This is a genomic window from Roseateles toxinivorans, assembly GCF_004362525.1.
GTDB lineage: Bacteria > Pseudomonadota > Gammaproteobacteria > Burkholderiales > Burkholderiaceae_C > Paucibacter > Paucibacter toxinivorans.
The window spans coordinates 978,553-995,573 of sequence record NZ_SNXS01000002.1; the positions used below are offsets into that span (position 1 = coordinate 978,553).

A 17,021-nucleotide genomic window follows, 5' to 3' on the forward strand; every position below is an offset into this window, starting at 1 on the left:
TTCGCCCTATAGGCCAAATGCTGCGCTTATCTGACCATTTGGTCAAATTCAGCCAGGAGTCCTCCGATGAGCGAAGCCAAGCAACCCGACGTGCGCGCCGGCCGACTGAGCCCGGCCCAGCTGAAGCAGAACTTCTGCGACGCCCATCCGCCGCTGAATGCGGTGCAGGCCAATATCGAGGCCGAGCGCTGTTACTACTGCTACGACGCCCCCTGCCAGACCGCCTGCCCGACCGGCATTGACATCCCGACCTTCATCCGCCGCATTGCCGATGGCAATCTGCGCGGCGCAGCGCGGGCCATCCTCGAAGAGAACCCGCTGGGTGGCATGTGCGCCCGTGTCTGCCCCACCGAGGTGCTGTGTGAGCAGGCCTGCGTGCGCAACACCAATGAGGACAAACCGGTCGAGATCGGCATGCTGCAGCGTCACGCGACCGATGCGCTGCTGGCCAACCCGGGCAAGCCGCTGTTCGTGCGTGCCGCCGAGACGGGCAAGCGTGTCGCCGTCGTCGGCGCAGGCCCGGCCGGCCTGGCCTGCGCGCACCGGCTGGCGCTGCTGGGTCATCAGGTCAGCCTGTTCGATGCAGCACCAAAGCCGGGCGGGCTGAACGAATATGGGCTGGCGACCTACAAGACTGTCGACGACTTTGCCCAGCGCGAGATAGCCTGGCTGCTGTCGGTGGGCGGCATCACGGTGCACTGCAATCAGGCGCTGGGGCGTGACATGCATCTGAACCAGCTGACGGACGAGTTCGACGCCGTGTTCCTGGGCCTGGGCCTGGGCGGCGTCAACGAACTGGGCCTTGACGGCACCGATCTACCCGGCCTGCGCCCGGCAGTGGACTTCATCGCCGAGCTGCGCCAGGCCACCGACTACGCCGCGCTGCCGGTGGGCCGCAGGGTGGTGGTGATAGGCGGCGGCATGACGGCGGTGGACGCCGCCGTGCAATCGCGCAAGCTCGGTGCCGACGAGGTGACCATCGTCTACCGCCGTGGCCCCGAGGCCATGGGCGCCAGCGGCCACGAGCAGAGCTGGGCCAAGGAGAACGGCGTGCGCATCGTTCACTGGGCCGCGCCCAAGGCCCTGCTCAGCGAGGCCGGCGTCTTGAGTGGCATGGAGTTTGCGTGCACCACGCTGCAGGAGGGCAGGCTGATTGAAACCGGGGAACGCTTCACGCTGGCCGCCGACTGGGTGCTGGGCGCCATCGGCCAGAGCTTTGTGGCCAGCGCGCTGGAGGACAGCGGCCTGGAGCTGCAGGGTGGGCGCATCAAGACCGATGCCGAGGGCGGCACCAATCTGCCCAAGGTCTGGGCCGGCGGCGATGCCCGCTACGGCGGTCGCGACCTGACGGTGGAGGCGGTGCAGCACGGCAAGCTGGCCGCGGCGTCCATTCACAACGCGCTGGTTGGTTCTTGATTCATACCTGACCCCCAAGCAAGCAGGAGCGAACAAACATGGCAGACCTGAGCAGCACCTTCGTCGGCATCCGCAGCCCCAATCCCTTCTGGCTGGCCTCGGCCCCGCCGACCGACAAGGAAGTCAATGTCCAGCGCGCCTTCGAGGCCGGCTGGGGCGGCGTGGTCTGGAAGACCGTCGGCGAGGACCCCTGTGTCGTCAATGTGCACGGCCCGCGCTACGGCGCCATCTACGCCGCCGACCGCCGCGTGATCGGCTTCAACAATATCGAGCTGATCTCCGACCGGCCCTTGCGCACCAATCTGGACGAGATGGCCCGCGTCAAGCGCAACTGGCCGGACCGCGCCGTCGTCGCCTCGGTGATGGTGCCCTGCACCGAGGCCGCCTGGAAGAACATCCTGCCGATGATCGAGGACACCGGCTGCGACGGCGTCGAGCTGAACTTCGGCTGCCCGCACGGCATGAGCGAGCGCGGCATGGGCTCGGCCGTGGGCCAGGTGCCCGAGTACATCCAGATGGTCACCGAATGGTGCAAGCAGTATTCGAAGCTGCCCATCATCGTCAAGCTCACCCCCAACATCACCGACGTGCGCCAACCGGCACGTGCGGCGAAGAAGGGAGGGGCCGACGCGGTGAGCCTGATCAACACCATCAACTCCATCATGGGCGTGGACCTGGAGGCGATGGCGATGATCCCCAACACCGCCGGCATGGGCTCGCACGGCGGCTACTGCGGCCCCGGCGCCAAGCCGATCGCGCTGAATATGGTGGCCGAGATCGCCCGCGACCCGCTGACCGCCGGCCTGCCGATCTCCGGCATCGGCGGCATCACCACCTGGCGCGACGCGGCCGAGTTCATCGCACTGGGCGCCGGCAATGTGCAGGTCTGCACCGCGGCCATGGTCTACGGCTTCAAGATCGTTGAAGACCTGTGCGACGGCCTGTCCAACTTCATGGACGAGCAGGGCTACCAGAGCGTGGACCAGATGAGCGGCCGCGCGGTCAAGACCGTCACCGACTGGAAGTTGCTGAACCTGAACCATGTGGAGAAGGCGGTCATCCACCAGGACGCCTGCATCCAGTGCGGCCGCTGCCATGTGGTCTGCGAAGACACCTCGCACCAGGCCATCAGCGCCACCAAGGACGGCAAGCGCTTCTTCGAGGTCAAGGAAGAGGAATGCGTGGGCTGCAATCTCTGCGTGGCGATCTGCCCGGTGCCGGGTGCCTTGAGCCTGCGGGCGCTGAAGCCGGGCGAGGTGGATCTGCGCACAGGCAAGACGGTCAGCGGGGAGTATGCGAACTGGACCACGCACCCCAACAACCCGTCGGCCGTGGTGTAGCCCGGATGCAATCCGGGGGCCGCCGTTCCGCCGCACCGCAAGCCCCGGATTGCATCCGGGCTACGGCGTAAACACCGTTGCGGCCTATCGCTGCCGCGTCGTACCTTCAAACACCCATTCACTCACAGGAAGCCAGCATGATGATGAATACGCGTCGATTCGCTCTCCTTGCAGCCGGCGCCGCCGCGCTGATGTCACTGGCGCCTGCCGCCATGGCGCAGGCCAAGCTGAAGGTGGCCGGCATCTACACCGTGCCCTTCGAGCAGCAATGGGTGAGCCGGCTGCACAAGGCCCTGCTGGCGGCCCAGGCCCGCGGCGAGATCGAGTACAAGGCCAGCGAGAACGTCGCCAATCCCGACTACGAGCGGGTGATGCGCGAATACGCCACCGGCGGCAACCAGCTGATCGTCGGCGAGGCCTTCGCCGTCGAGGCTGCCGCCCGCAAGGTGGCCAAGGACTTCCCCAAGGTGTCCTTCCTGATGGGTTCGTCGGCCAAGCCGCAGGCGCCGAACTTCTCGGTCTTCGACAACTTCATCCACGAGCCCTCGTACCTGGCGGGCATGGTGGCCGCAGGCGTCAGCAAGAGCGGCAAGATCGGCCTGGTCGGCGGCTTCCCGATCCCTGAGGTCAACCGGCTGATGAACGCCTTCATGGCCGGCGCCAAGGAGATCAACCCGAAGATGCAGTTCTCGGTCAGCTTCATCAACAGCTGGTTCGATCCGCCCAAGGCCAAGGAAGCGGCCTTCGCGATGATAGACAAGGGTGCCGACGTGATGTACGCCGAGCGCTTCGGCGTCAGTGACGCGGCCAAGGAGCGCGGCAAGCTGGCCATAGGCAATGTCATCAACACCCAGGACAAGTACCCCGACACCGTGGTCGCCTCGGCGCTGTGGCATATGGAGCCGTCTATCGACCGCGCGATCAAGCTGGTCAAGGAGGGCAAGTTCGCGCCTGAGGACTACGGCGTCTATTCGATGATGAAGCACAAGGGTTCAGAGCTGGCCCCGCTGGGCACGTTCGAGAAGAAAGTGCCGGCCGACGTGGTGACCAAGATGCGTGCCAAGGAGAAGGCCATCCTGGACGGCACGTTCACCGTCAAGATCGACGACAGCCAGCCCAAGGCTGCTTTCAACTGATCGACCGCTGATCCGGTGCCTGCATGACTGAATCTGCGCTTCGCATGCAGGGCATTACCAGACGCTTCGGCGAGCTGGTGGCCAACAACAATATCTCGCTGGAGCTTGGCTCCGGCGAGGTCTTGGCCCTGCTGGGCGAGAACGGCGCCGGCAAGTCCACCTTGATGTCCATCCTGTTCGGCCACTACTCGGCCGACGAGGGGCACGTCGAAGTCTTCGGCCAACCGTTACCGCCCGGTGACACCCGCGCGGCGCTGGCCGCCGGCATCGGCATGGTGCATCAGCACTTCACCTTGGCTGACAACCTCAGCGTGCTCGACAACGTGATGCTGGGCAGCGAGAGCCTGGCTGCTTTGAAGAGTGCTCGCGGCGAGGCACTGGCCCGGCTGAAAGAGGTGGCGCAGCGCTCCGGCCTGCCGGTCAATCCGCAGGCCCTGGTCGGCAGCCTGTCGGTCGGCGAGCGCCAGCGCGTCGAGATCCTGAAGGCGCTGTACCGTGGCGCGCGCATCCTGGTGCTGGACGAGCCCACCGCCGTGCTGACGCCGCAGGAGGCCGATTCGCTGTTCGTCACGCTGCGTCAGCTGGTGGCTGAAGGGCTGGCGGTGATCTTCATCAGCCACAAGCTGCACGAGGTGATGGCGATCTCGCACCGGGTGCTGGTGCTGCGCGGCGGCACGGTGGTGGCGCAGGCCAATACGGCCGACACCGACAAGGCCGAGCTGGCGCGCTGGATGGTGGGGCAATCGGTGGTGTCGCTGCAACGCGAGGCGGCCGTGCTGAAGCCCGACGCGCCGCTGCGGTTGAGTCTGAAGCAGGTGAACGCCAACGATGGCCACGCCGCGCTGCGCGAGCTGAGCCTGGACCTGCGCGCCGGCGAGATCGTCGGCATTGCCGGTGTTTCGGGCAATGGCCAGACGCTGCTGGCCGATCTGCTGTTCGGTCTGCTGCCGGCCAAGGGTGGCACGCTGAAGGTCGATGGCCAGCCGTTGGCCAGGACGCCCGCGCGCATCGTCGCCCAGGGTCTGGCGCGGATACCGGAAGACCGGCAGGCGGTGGGCATCGTCGGGGATCTGCCGATCTGGGAGAACGCCTGCGCCGAAGGCCTGCGCACGCCGGTGTTCTCGCGCTGGGGCTGGATACGCCGCCGCGCCGCGCGGGCCTATGCCAGCACGGTGCTGCAGGCCTTCGATGTGCGTGGCGCGAGCCTTGACAGGCGCACCCGCGCGCTGTCCGGCGGCAATATGCAGAAGCTGATTCTGGGCCGCGTGCTGCGCCGGCCTGGCGGTGCGTCGGCCGGCGTGATCATCGCCCACCAGCCGACCTGGGGGCTGGACATCGGCGCCGTCAATTTCGTGCACGCTCAGCTGCGTGCCGCGCGCGATGGTGGTGCGGCAGTCTTGCTGATTTCCGACGATCTGGACGAGATCGAGTTGCTGGCCGACCGCATCGCGGTGATGCACCACGGCCAGCTGAGCGCGGCCCTGCCCAGCGCTGACTGGAACCGTGAGCGCCTGGGCTTGGCGATGGCAGGAGCAACCCATGCGGCTTGAGGCGCGCAGCCATGTCGGCCCCCATTTGCTGTTGATCGCGGGACTGGCCTCTTTCGCCGCCGTGATGCTGATCGCCGCCTTGCTCGTTGCCGCCGCCGGTGCGCCGGTAGCCCAGACCTTCGCGCTGTTGATACAGGGCGCCTTCGGTTCGGTGTTCGCCTGGAGCGAAACGTTGACCCGCTCGATACCGCTGATGCTTACTGGGCTTGCCGCCACGGTGGCCTTCAAGGCACGCTTGTTCAATATCGGCGGCGAGGGCCAGCTCTATGGCGGCGCGCTGGCAGCGGTGGCCATCGGCGGCTTGCATGACGGCGTCGGCCTGGCCACCCCCGGCCCGCTGCTGTTCACTGCCATGATGGCGGCCGCGATGCTGGCAGGTGCCCTGCTGCTGCTGGGTCCGGCGTTGATGAAGCTGCGCTTCGGCGTTGACGAGGTTGTGAGCACCCTGCTCCTGAACTTCATCGTGCTGCTGGGCGTCGGCGCGATGCTGGACGGTGCGATGAAAGACCCGCTGGCCATGGGCTGGCCGCAAAGCGTGGCGCTGCAGCCGGAGCTGGAATTGGCCAAGCTGGTCGAGAAGACTCGCGTGCACACCGGGCTGCTGTGGAGCGTTGGCGCCGCCCTGCTGCTTTGGGTGATCATGCGATTCACGACGCTGGGCTTCGACATTCGCGCTCTGGGTGCCAACTCGCGCGCCGCGGCCTTTGCCGGCGTGCCGGTGACGCGCACGGTCGTGCTGGTGGCCCTGCTGTCCGGTGGTTTGGCGGGCCTGGCCGGCGCGATCGAGGTGGCCGGGCGCACCAGCTATGTGACCCTGGACATGTCGCCAGGCTATGGCTACAGCGGCATCGTCATCGCGATGCTGGCGGGCCTGCATCCGCTGGCGGTGGTCGGTTCCAGCGTGCTGGTGGCCGGCGTGCTTGTGGGCGCCGACAGCATGAGCCGGCAGATCGGCGTGCCCAGCTATCTGGCGGATGCGGTGGTGGCCTCGGCCCTGCTGGTGGTGCTGGTGGCGGCGATGCTGACGCGCTACCGCGTGCGGCTGGAGTTGAAGGCGGCCGCATGAGCGACGTCTTGGACATGCTGACCACCATCCCCTTCTGGGTCGCCGTGCTGCGCGTGGCCACGCCTCTCATCTTCGGTACCCTGGGCGTGCTGTTGTGCGAGCGCTCCGGCGTGCTGCATCTGGGCATCGAAGGCCTGATGGTCGTAGGCGCGTTCGCCGGCTGGTATGCCGTCTTCCTGGGCGCGCCGCTGTGGGGTGGAGTCATCGCGGCGGCAGCAGTTGCCGCCATCTTCGGCCTGCTGCACGCGCTGCTGACGGTGGGCCTGGCCCTGTCCCAACACGTCGCCGGCCTGGGTCTGACGTTGCTGGGCACGGCGCTGAGCTACTTCTGCTACCGCGTCGCCTTTCCCAAGGTCAATACGCCGCCGACGATCACGCCGTTTGCCGAGATGTCATGGCTGCCGATCCCGGTGCTGCAGCAGCAGACGCCGCTGACCCTGCTGGCCCTGCTGCTGGTGCCGCTGATCGGTTACGGCCTGTACCGCACGCCGGCCGGTCTGGCGCTGCGCATGGTCGGCGAGAGTCCGCAGGCGGTCGAGAGCCAGGGCATTTCGGTGGCGCGGGTGCGCACCACCGCCATCGTGCTGGGTTCGGCGCTGATGGGCGTGGCGGGGGCCTTCCTGACGCTGTCGGCCTTCAATTCCTTCTACTTCAATATGGTCAACGGCCGAGGCTGGGTCTGTGTGGCCCTGGTCGTGTTCGCCGCCTGGCGGCCGGGCAAGGCGCTGCTGGGCGCGCTGCTGTTCGCCTTCTTCGATGCGCTGCAGCTGCGTCTGCAGCAGGCCAATGCGGGAGGCTTACCCTATCAGTTCTATCTGATGCTGCCCTATCTGCTGTCGATCGCGGCGCTGATCGTCGCCTCGCGCCGATCGGCCACGCCGCAGGCCTTGATGAAACCCTATATCAGGGGAGAGCGCTGAACCATGTCCCAACTCGATCTGCTGATCACCAACGCCTCGCTGGCCGATGGCCGGCGCAACATCGGCGTGGCCGTGCGCGAAGGCCGCATTGTGGAAGTGAGCGGGGGCCTGCAGGCGCCGGCTCACGAGACCGTCGATGCCAAGGGCCTGCTGCTGAGCACGCCGTTCGTCGATGCCCATTTCCATATGGACGCGACACTCAGCTACGGCCTGCCGCGTGTCAACCAGAGCGGTACGCTGCTGGAGGGCATCGCGCTGTGGGGCGAGCTGAAGCCGCTGCTGACGCAGGAGGCGCTGGTCGAGCGCGCGCTGGCCTACTGCGATTGGGCGGTGGCCAAAGGGCTGCTGGCGATACGCAGCCACGTGGACGTCTGCGACGACCGCTTGCTGGCCGTCGAGGCGCTGCTGGAGGTGAAGAAGCGCGTCGCACCGTACCTGGATCTGCAACTGGTGGCCTTCCCGCAGGACGGTGTGCTGCGCAGCGCGACTGCCTTGGCGAATCTGCGGCGCGCGCTGGACTTGGGCGTCGATGTCGTCGGCGGCATCCCGCACTTCGAGCGCACGATGAGTGACGGCGCCGCCAGCGTGAAGTTGCTATGCGAGGAGGCCGCCGCGCGCGGCCTGCGCGTGGACATGCATTGCGACGAGTCGGACGATCCGCTGTCCCGGCATATCGAGTCGCTGGCCAGCGAGACCCATCGCCTCGGCCTGCACGGCCGGGTCACCGGCTCCCATGTCACCAGCATGCATTCGATGGACAACTATTACGTGTCCAAGCTGATACCGCTGATACGCGAATCCGGCGTGTCCATCATCGCCAACCCGCTGATCAACATCACCCTGCAGGGCCGGCATGACAGCTATCCGAAGCGCCGCGGCATGACCCGCGTGCCCGAGCTGCTGGCCGCCGGCGTACCGGTGGCCTTCGGCCACGATTGCGTGATGGACCCCTGGTACAGCATGGGCAGCGGCGACATGCTGGAGGTGGCCCATATGGGCCTGCACGTCGCCCAGATGACCGGCCAGGCGGCGATGCGCCAGTGCTTCGAGGCGGTGACCAGCACGCCAGCCCAGATACTGGGCCTGGACGGCTACGGCATCGCCGCGGGCTGCCATGCCGACCTGGTGCTGCTGCAGGCCCGCGACCCGGTCGAAGCGCTGCGCCTGCGTGCCACTCGTCTGAAGGTCTGGCGCCGCGGCAAGCTTGTCGCCCAGGGCCCGGCCGCCACGCATCAGTTGCATCTGGATGGCCGGCCCGGCCAGATCGATTTCATGCCCCGGCAGTAGAAGTCCAACACCACAAGATCAACAGGAGAGCCCATGAGCAATACCCAAGCGATTCGATCCGCACCGGCCGACGCCGCGCTCAGCAACGAGGACCTGCAGCCCACGCCGGTCGCCCATCGCACCTGGACCTGGAAGGACTTCGCCGCGCTGTGGGTGGGCATGGTCGTCTGCGTGCCCACGTACACCATGGCCAGCTCGATGCTGGACCAGGGCTTCAGCTGGCAGATGGCCGTCTGGCTGGTGCTGCTGGCCAACTGCATCGTGCTGATTCCTATGGTGCTGATCGGCCGCGTCGGGCCGCGCCACGGTATTCCGTTCCCCATCCTCGCGCGGGCCTCGTTCGGTGTGAAAGGCTCCAATCTGCCGGCCGTGTTGCGCGGCCTGGTGGCCTGCGGCTGGTTCTCGATCAACTGCTATTTCGGGGCGCTGGCCCTGCACGGCTTCTTCAATGTGATCGGCATGAACCTGGCCGGCCCGGGGCCGGGCGAGACGATCTCGACCTCGCAGTTCCTCTGCTTCCTGGCCTTCTGGGCGATGCATCTGTACTTCATCTGGCATGGGCCCGAGTCGATCCGCAAGCTCGAGGTCGTCGCCGCGCCGCTGATGATTGCCGCCTCGGCCGCGCTGGTGATCTATCTGATGATCAAGGTGCCGGCTGGCCAGCTGTTCAATCTGCCGGCCAAGGTGGTGGAGGGCGGGCCCAAGACCTGGGCGGCGCTGACCGGCCTGGTCGGCTTCTGGGCCACGCTGGCGCTGAACATCCCCGACTTCACCCGCTTTGCCAAATCGCAGAAGGACCAGACCCTGGGCCAGGCGATAGGCCTGCCGATCCCGATGGCGCTGTTCTCGATGGTCGGCGTGATCGGCTTTTCGGCCTCGGCGATCCTGTACGGCAAGGCCCAGCTCTTCCCCGACGGCCTGCTGACGCAGATGGGCACCTTCGCCTCGGGCCTGGGCCTGCTGGTGATCTTGCTGGCCAACCTGACGACCAATGTGGCGGCCAATCTCGTCTCGCCCTCGTATGACTTCAGCCAGCTGGCGCCCAGCCGGGTGAGCTTTCGCACCGGTGGTTTCATTGCTGCCACCATAGGCCTGCTGTTCATGCCCTGGAAGCTGCTGGCCACCTCGGGCGGCTATCTGTTCACCTGGCTGGGCGGCTACGGCACCCTGCTGGGCGCGATTGCCGGCATCCTGCTGGTGGACTACTACTTTGTGCGCAAGGGCGAGCTGAAGGTCGATGACCTGTACCGCCGTGGTGGCGAGTACGAGTACAGCGGCGGCTGGAATGTCCATGCGCTGGTGGCCTTTGGCTTGGGCGTGCTGCCCTGCCTGCCGGGCTATCTGGTGGTGTCGGGCCTGTTGCCGAAGGAGTCCGTGCCGCCGGTGCTGGTGAGCCTGTTCGACTTCGGCTGGTTCTTCAGCCTGTTCGTCGCCGGGGTTTATTACTACCTGACGGCGAAGAAGCGCTAAGGTTGAGTTGGGATGGGTCCCGGATTGCATCCGGGCTACCCGCCTTTCGCGGCCCGGATGTTTTCGTAGCCCGGATGCAATCCGGGGAGCATTGAGGAGTTGTCATGAGCCCTACCGTGTTGATACAAGGCGGCACCGTCGTCAATGCCGACCGCGAGTTCCGCGCCGATGTGCTGTGCATTGACGGCAAGATCGCGGCCGTCGGCCCTGATCTGGAGGTGCCGGCGGGCGCCACGCGGCTGGACGCCAGCGGCCAGTACCTGCTGCCCGGCGGCATAGACCCGCACACGCACATGCAGCTGCCCTTCATGGGCACGGTGACGATGGACGACTTCTTCACCGGCACGGCCGCGGGCCTGGCCGGCGGCACGACCAGCATCATCGACTTCGTCATCCCCAACCCGCAACAGCCGCTGATGGAGGCCTACCGCACCTGGCGCGACTGGGCGCAGAAATCGGCCGGCGACTACAGCTTCCACGTCGCCGTGACCTGGTGGGCCGACAGCGTGCGCGAGGACATGGGCACCCTGGTGCGCGACGAGGGCGTGAACAGCTTCAAGCACTTCATGGCCTACAAGAACGCCATCATGTGCGACGACGAGACGCTGGTGAACAGCTTCAAGCGCGCGCTGGAGCTGGGCGCCATGCCCACCGTCCATGCCGAGAACGGCGAGCTGGTGTTCCTGCTGCAGCAGGAGGTGGCCAAGATGGGCATCACCGGGCCGGAGGGGCATCCGCTGTCGCGCCCGCCGATGGTCGAGGCCGAGGCTGCTCAGCGTGCCATCGCCATCGCCGACGTGCTGAACGTGCCGATCTACGTCGTCCACGTCTCCTGCACCGAGGCGGCCGACGCGATCGCCCGCGCACGGGCCCGCGGCCAGCGCGTCTATGGCGAGGTGCTGGCCGGTCATCTGGTGATAGACGACAGCGTCTACCGCCACCCCGATTTCGCCACCGCCGCGGCCCATGTGATGAGCCCGCCGTTCCGGCCCAAGGGCCATCAGGAGAATCTCTGGCGCCATCTGCAGGCCGGCAATCTGCACACCACCGCCACCGACCACTGCACCTTCTGCGCAGCGCAGAAGGCTGCGGGCCGCAATGCCTTCGCGCAGATACCCAACGGCTGCGGCGGCATCGAGGAGCGCATGGCCGTGATCTGGGATGCCGGCGTCAACACGGGCCGCCTCACGCCCAGCGAGTTCGTCGCCGTGACCTCGGCCAACGCCGCCAAGCTGTTCAATATCTATCCGCGCAAGGGCAGCATCTCGGTCGGCGCCGATGCCGACCTGGTGCTGTGGGACCCGGCCGGCACCAAGACCCTGTCGGCCAAGACACAGTTCTCCAAGGGTGACTACAACATCTTCGAGGGCCGCACCGTCAGGGGCGTGCCCAGCCATACGCTCAGCGCCGGCAAGATAGTTTTTGCCAGCGGTGATCTGCGCGCCGAGCAGGGGGCAGGGCAGTACATCAAGCGCCCGCCGTTCGCGCCGGCCTTTGGCGCGCTGGCCAAGCGCACAGCCGATCTCGCGCCGACTGCAGTCACCCGTTAAGACTTCGAGAACATCATGGACATGACCACCACCCAAACGAGTATCGACAGCTTGCGCATCAATGGCGACCGTCTGTGGGCCGCGCTGATGGAGCTGGCCCAGATCGGCGCCACCAAGAAGGGCGGCGTTTGTCGTCTTGCCTTGACCGACCTCGACCGCCAGGGCCGCGATCTGGTGCTCGGCTGGGCCCGCGAGGCCGGCATGACCGTCACCATCGACAAGATAGGCAACGGCTTCATGCGCCGCGCCGGCCGCAACAACAGCCTGCCGCCGGTGATGACCGGCAGCCATATCGACACCCAGCCCACCGGCGGCAAGTTCGACGGCAACTACGGCGTGCTGGCCGGCCTCGAGGTGGTGCGCACCTTGAACGACCATGGCATCGAAACCGAAGCACCGATCGAGGTCGCCTTCTGGACCAACGAGGAGGGCTCGCGCTTTGTGCCGGTGATGATGGGCTCCGGCGTGTTCGCCAAGGCCTTCACCCTGGAGAAGGCCTATGCCGCCAAGGACACCGAGGGCCTGACCGTGCAGGGCGAGCTGGAGCGCATCGGCTACATCGGCAGCGAGGAACCCGGCGCCCATCCGATAGGCAGTTATTTCGAGACCCATATCGAGCAGGGCCCGGTGCTGGAAGACCATGATGTGACGATAGGCGTCGTCAACGCCGTGCTGGGCATCAAGTGGTATGACTGCCTCGTCACCGGCATGGAGGCCCACGCCGGACCCACGCCGATGGCGCTGCGCAAGGATGCGTTGCAGGTGGCCGCCAAGCTGATGCAGGAAGTGGTGGCCGTCGCCCACCGCCATCCGCCCCATGGCCGCGGCACGGTGGGCATGGTCCACGTCCACCCGAACAGCCGCAATGTGATCCCCGGTCAGGTCAAATTCAGCATCGACCTGCGCAACAACACCGATGAGCTGGTCGAGGCGATGGACGCCGACATCCGTGCCACCGCTGCCCGCATCAGCGCCGAGTCCGGTCTGCCGATCACGATCGAGCTGGTGTCGCACTACCCGGCCCAGCCCTTCCATCCGGATTGCGTGGACGCCGTGGAACGTGCGGCGAAGAAGCTCGGCTACTCGAACATGCCGGCCGTCTCAGGCGCCGGGCACGATGCCGTCTATATGGCCAAGCTCGCCCCGGCCGGGATGATCTTCATCCCCTGCAAGGACGGCATCAGCCACAACGAGATCGAGGATGCCAAGCCGGAGCACATCACGGCCGGATGCAATGTGTTGTTGCATGCGATGCTGGAGAGGGCACGAGTGGCGTCGTGATTGCTGGCTGAAGAACTCAAGCCGCCGGAATGTGAAGCCGTGTGAGCGGAGGCCACTGGATGGCCGTTTTCTTCGCGCAGCTACCTCGGGGTTCTCACCATTCAGTCGTGAGGCGGTCTCGAAGTAAACTCAGCAAAACAGTTAGTTGAGCGTCATCTTGCCCGCCAGGATGAGCGTGCGCCTGGGGAGGCCGTCGATACATCTGCCATCGCAAGATCGGGCAACGGGCTCGGTCTGGTTGCCCTGTGCCTGCGACTGAATAGATGCAATAGAACACCACATCAATCGAGGAGGGAATATGAGAAAACTGTTCATTTTGGCCAGCATGGCTCTGGGTGCCGCGTTAAGTGGCTGCGCATCATTTGTCACACCCGAGTATTCGGCCGACTATGCTGCAGTTGATGCCCTCAAGCGGCAGAGTCTGAAGCCCGCATCGGTGGGCAAGGTGCAGCCGGAGGACCCGGGTGCCAAGGTCAACAACATCACGCTGAGAGGTACCAAGCTGGCGGCCAGCACCGGTACTTTTGCCCTTTATGTCGAGCAGGCATTGATCCGAGACCTCACCGAGGCTGGGCTGTACGACAAGGCAGCGGGCAAGCGCCTTGATCTGCGCCTGGTCCGCAACGACATCGATGTGTCGGGCTTCAGCACTGGCGCGGGTGATATCGCGGCCGAGGTCACCGTGACCGAGGGCAGCAGCGTGCTCTTCAAGAAGCAGTTTGACGCCAGGACCCAGTTCGAGTCTTCCTTTGCCGGCGCCGTGGCCATACCCAAGGGCCAGGCCGAGTATCCGCGCCTCGTGCGCGAGCTGCTGTCGGTCATCTATCGCGACGCCGGTCTGGTGGCTGCGCTGAAGAAGTAGAACAAGCTCATCCACCATTGTTCAGGGAATCAAGAAGATGAACCGTATCACCTCTCATCCCGCATCTGCAGCCCGCCTGCTGAAGCTGGCACTGGGCCTCGCCCTTGTGCTGATACTGGGTGCTTGTGCCCACCCGATCTCCATCGAGGCCAAGAGCGTGCCGCAGCGCAACGCTGGCGCCACCTCTTCGGCCAAGAAGGTGGTCTATGTGATGAGCGATACCGATCGCGCCAAGCAGGTCACGACGGAAGGCGGCGGCGGCGACAAGATCACTTATTTCCCCTACCGCGATTTCGAGCGCTCGCTGCGTGCGGCACTGGGTGCGAGCTTTGCCGACGTCAGCGTCGTCAAGGCGGCCACTGACCTACCGGCCATAAAGGAGACCGGCGCGAGTTATGTGTTCGTGCCAGACATCATGACCCACTCCAGCTCGCCCTCGCTGCTGACCTGGCCACCGACCCGCTTCACCGTGACCTTGGCGGTCGAGGTGCTGGATGCCACTGGCGCGCCCCAGACGAAAGTGCGCGTCGTCGGCAACGGTGCAGCCGAGTTCGAGGAATTCAAAGGTGATTTCGGCCTGGCAGGCCGCCGCGCGGTCGAGGCTGCCGCGCAGGAGTTGGTAGTCGAGTTGAAGCGCAACGACAAGCTTCGCTGATGGTCTCTTTGGTGTCGGCAGGAACGGCGGATCGATCAGATGGCCGTCTGCCAGTGCCATTGCAGCTGGTGTCGCATTACCTGCCCAGCCTTTTCATCCGGACTGCGTGGATGCCGCGGCACGCGCCGCGACGAAGCTCGGCTACTCGAACAAGCCGGCCGTCTCAGGCGCCGGACATGACGCCGTCTACATGGCCAAGCTCGCCTCGGCCGGCTGCAATCTGCAGCTCCACGCCATGCTGGAGCGGGCTGAGCCCGTGCACAAATAGGCCGGCGGCCTGTTTGTGACTGGCGAAGGGCCGGGCCACTGGCCCGGCGCGCCCTGCAAGGGGAGCCCGTGCACAAATAGGCCGGCGGCCTGTTTGTGACTGGCGAAGGGCCGCTCGGGAGTCTCAGCGCAGCAACGCCAGCACGGCCTTGGCGGCCTGCTCCGACGAGGCCGGATTCTGGCCCGTGACCAGTTTGCCGTCGGTCAGCACATAGGGCTGCCAGTCAGCATCCTTGCTGTAGATGCCGCCGTTGGCCTTGAGCATGTCCTCGACCAGAAAGGGCACGACGTCGGTCAGCTGTACCGCCGCCTCCTCGCTGTTGGTGAAGCCGGTGACCTTGCGGCCGTTGACCAGCGGCGTGCCGTCGGCGTTCCTGGCGTGGCGAAGCACCCCGGGCGCATGGCACACCGCGGACACGGGCTTGTCGGCGCGGACCATGGTTTCGATCAAGGCGATCGAATGAGGGTCTTCGGCCAGGTCCCACAGCGGGCCGTGGCCGCCCGGATAGAACACGGCGTCGAAATCCTCGGCCCTCATGTCGGCCAGTAGCGCGGTCTTGGCAAGCAGCGCGGTGGCCGCAACATCAGCGCGAAAGCGTTTCGTCGCCTCGGTGTGTGCGCTTGGGTCATCGCTCTTCGGATCCAGTGGTGGCTGGCCGCCCAGCGGCGAGGCCAGGGTGATGGCTGCGCCGGCATCCTTGAACGCGTAGTACGGTGCGGCAAATTCCTCCAGCCAGAAACCGGTTTTCTGGCCGGTGTTGCCGAGCTTGTCGTGCGAGGTAAGAACCATCAGGATATTCATGGCATGTTCCTTGTTGAGTGGGTGGGGCCGGGGGGCATAAGGGCGGTGAGTGAGTGTGCCCCCGTGCATCGGGCCGGCGGCAGAGGACGGTGCCGCGCCTCGGTGTCAGGATTTGCCGCGTCTCCTGCCGTGTTAGCTTCGGGCTTACCGTCAGACTGGCATGGCGCTTTCGGCCCGGCGATCCTGCCGGAGGGCCTTGCTCACGCCACCACCCCCTTGCTGCGCAGTGCGGCGATCTGCTCTGCCGTAAGGCCCATGCCGGCCAGCACCGCGTCGGTGTCGTCGCCCAGGTGCGGGGCCGAGGTGCGCAGGCTGCCCGGCGTGGCCGACAGCTTGGGCACGACGCCGGGCACGTCCAGCGTGTAGCCGTCGCGGGTTTCCTGCGGAACTATCATGTCGCGGGCGCGGTAGTGCGGGTCCTCAACGATGTCCCTGGCGGTATAGACCTTGCCGGCCGGCACGCGGGCTGTACCCAGCAGGGCCAGCACCTCGTCGACGCCGCGGCTCAGCGACCATTGCTCGATGGCCGCGTCGATCTCGGCCACGCGCACAACGCGGCCGGCGTTGTTGGCCAGGTCGGGCGCGTTGCCCAGGTCCATCCGGCCGATAGCCTCCATCAAGCGCTTGAAGATGCTGTCGCCATTGCCGGCGATCAGCACATAGCCGTCGCTGCATTTGTAGGCGTTCGAGGGCGCAATGCCGGGCAGGGCAGAGCCGGCCGCCTCGCGCACCGCACCGAAGGCGCTGTACTCGGGGATCAGGCTTTCCATCACATTGAACACGGCCTCATGCAGGGCCACGTCGATGACCTGGCCCTGGCCACCGTTGACCTTGCGGTGGTACAGGGCGGTCAGCACACCGATCACCCCGTGCAGGGCGGCCAGCGTGTCGCCGATCGACACGCCCACGCGCACCGGCACTCGGCCCGGCTCGCCGGTCAGGTGGCGCAGGCCGCCCATCGCCTCACCGATGGCGCCGAAACCGGGCAGGTCGCGGTAGGGGCCGGTCTGGCCGTAGCCGGAGATGCGCAGCATCACCAGGCCGGGGTTCAGCGCACTCAATTGCTCCCAGCCCATGCCCCAGCCTTCCAGCGTGCCGGGGCGGAAGTTCTCGATCAGCACATCGGCCTCGGCTATCAGCCTGCGGGCAATGTCCTGGCCTTCCTCGGTGCGCAGGTCCAGCGCCAGCGACTGCTTGTTGCGTGACGACACCTGCCACCAGACCGAGGTGCCATTCTTCAGCAGTCGCCAATTGCGCAACGGGTCGCCGGCGCCCGGGGCCTCGATCTTGATCACCTCGGCGCCGAAGTCGCCCAGCGTCTTGCCGGCAAAGGGCCCGGCAATCAGCTGGCCCATCTCGATCACGCGCAGGCCCTGGAGGGCGTTGGGGTGCAGCGCAGGCGGGTTTGGCTTCATCATC

General features: G+C 66.3%; 14 protein-coding genes and 1 pseudogene. 13 read left to right on the plus strand and 2 right to left on the minus strand.

Annotated elements, in window-relative coordinates:
- The first annotated feature begins 66 nt into the window (after nt 1-66).
- From DES47_RS10240 to DES47_RS29240, 13 genes and pseudogenes are all read left to right on the plus strand, one after another.
- The gene (locus DES47_RS10240) at nt 67-1,416 is read left to right on the plus strand and encodes an NAD(P)-dependent oxidoreductase (protein WP_133700554.1); all 1,350 of its coding nucleotides are present in this window, start codon (nt 67-69) and stop codon (nt 1,414-1,416) included.
- Nucleotides 1,417-1,454: 38 nt separating this feature from the next.
- Entirely contained in the window at nt 1,455-2,756 is a 1,302-nt protein-coding gene (preA, locus tag DES47_RS10245) for an NAD-dependent dihydropyrimidine dehydrogenase subunit PreA (RefSeq protein WP_133700555.1), read from the plus strand.
- Nucleotides 2,757-2,893: 137 nt separating this feature from the next.
- Nucleotides 2,894-3,892, plus strand: coding sequence for a BMP family protein (locus DES47_RS10250; RefSeq protein WP_425057423.1), 999 nt, complete (start codon nt 2,894-2,896; stop codon nt 3,890-3,892).
- Between the two features lie 23 nt (nt 3,893-3,915).
- Entirely contained in the window at nt 3,916-5,442 is a 1,527-nt protein-coding gene (locus DES47_RS10255) for an ABC transporter ATP-binding protein (RefSeq protein ID WP_133700556.1), read from the plus strand.
- Complete coding sequence (locus tag DES47_RS10260; protein WP_133700557.1) at nt 5,432-6,508, plus strand: ABC transporter permease; 1,077 nt, start codon at nt 5,432-5,434, stop codon at nt 6,506-6,508. Before DES47_RS10255 ends, DES47_RS10260 begins: the two co-directional genes overlap by 11 nt.
- Nucleotides 6,505-7,428: an ABC transporter permease gene (locus DES47_RS10265; RefSeq protein ID WP_133700558.1), complete on the plus strand. Its 924-nt coding sequence runs from the start codon at nt 6,505-6,507 to the stop codon at nt 7,426-7,428. The genes DES47_RS10260 and DES47_RS10265 overlap by 4 nt, the downstream gene beginning before the upstream one ends.
- Before the next feature lie 3 nt (nt 7,429-7,431).
- The gene (locus DES47_RS10270) at nt 7,432-8,715 is read left to right on the plus strand and encodes an amidohydrolase family protein (protein ID WP_133700559.1); all 1,284 of its coding nucleotides are present in this window, start codon (nt 7,432-7,434) and stop codon (nt 8,713-8,715) included.
- 33 nt (nt 8,716-8,748) lie between these two features.
- Nucleotides 8,749-10,185, plus strand: a complete 1,437-nt coding sequence (locus DES47_RS10275; protein WP_133700560.1) for an NCS1 family nucleobase:cation symporter-1 — start codon at nt 8,749-8,751, stop codon at nt 10,183-10,185.
- A 104-nt stretch (nt 10,186-10,289) separates the two neighbouring features.
- Nucleotides 10,290-11,735 carry a dihydropyrimidinase gene (hydA, locus tag DES47_RS10280; RefSeq protein WP_133700561.1) on the plus strand — a complete coding sequence of 482 codons (1,446 nt, stop codon included), beginning with the start codon at nt 10,290-10,292 and terminating at the stop codon, nt 11,733-11,735.
- A gap of 15 nt (nt 11,736-11,750) precedes the next feature.
- Complete coding sequence (locus tag DES47_RS10285) at nt 11,751-13,016, plus strand: Zn-dependent hydrolase (protein WP_133700562.1); 1,266 nt, start codon at nt 11,751-11,753, stop codon at nt 13,014-13,016.
- A gap of 298 nt (nt 13,017-13,314) precedes the next feature.
- Nucleotides 13,315-13,878 carry a hypothetical protein gene (locus DES47_RS10290; RefSeq protein WP_208114952.1) on the plus strand — a complete coding sequence of 188 codons (564 nt, stop codon included), beginning with the start codon at nt 13,315-13,317 and terminating at the stop codon, nt 13,876-13,878.
- Nucleotides 13,879-13,915: 37 nt separating this feature from the next.
- The gene (locus DES47_RS10295; RefSeq protein WP_133700563.1) at nt 13,916-14,533 is read left to right on the plus strand and encodes a hypothetical protein; all 618 of its coding nucleotides are present in this window, start codon (nt 13,916-13,918) and stop codon (nt 14,531-14,533) included.
- A 79-nt stretch (nt 14,534-14,612) separates the two neighbouring features.
- Nucleotides 14,613-14,801, plus strand: a pseudogene (locus tag DES47_RS29240) (Zn-dependent hydrolase); the annotation flags it as partial.
- A gap of 123 nt (nt 14,802-14,924) precedes the next feature.
- On the opposite strand, the gene DES47_RS10305 reads toward DES47_RS29240, so the two are convergent.
- A complete protein-coding gene (locus DES47_RS10305) occupies nt 14,925-15,602 on the minus strand; it encodes a type 1 glutamine amidotransferase domain-containing protein (RefSeq protein WP_133700564.1) in 678 nt (225 codons plus the stop codon).
- Nucleotides 15,603-15,802: 200 nt separating this feature from the next.
- Entirely contained in the window at nt 15,803-17,020 is a 1,218-nt protein-coding gene (locus tag DES47_RS10310) for a CaiB/BaiF CoA transferase family protein (protein ID WP_425057424.1), read from the minus strand.
- Nucleotide 17,021: the final 1 nt, after the last annotated feature.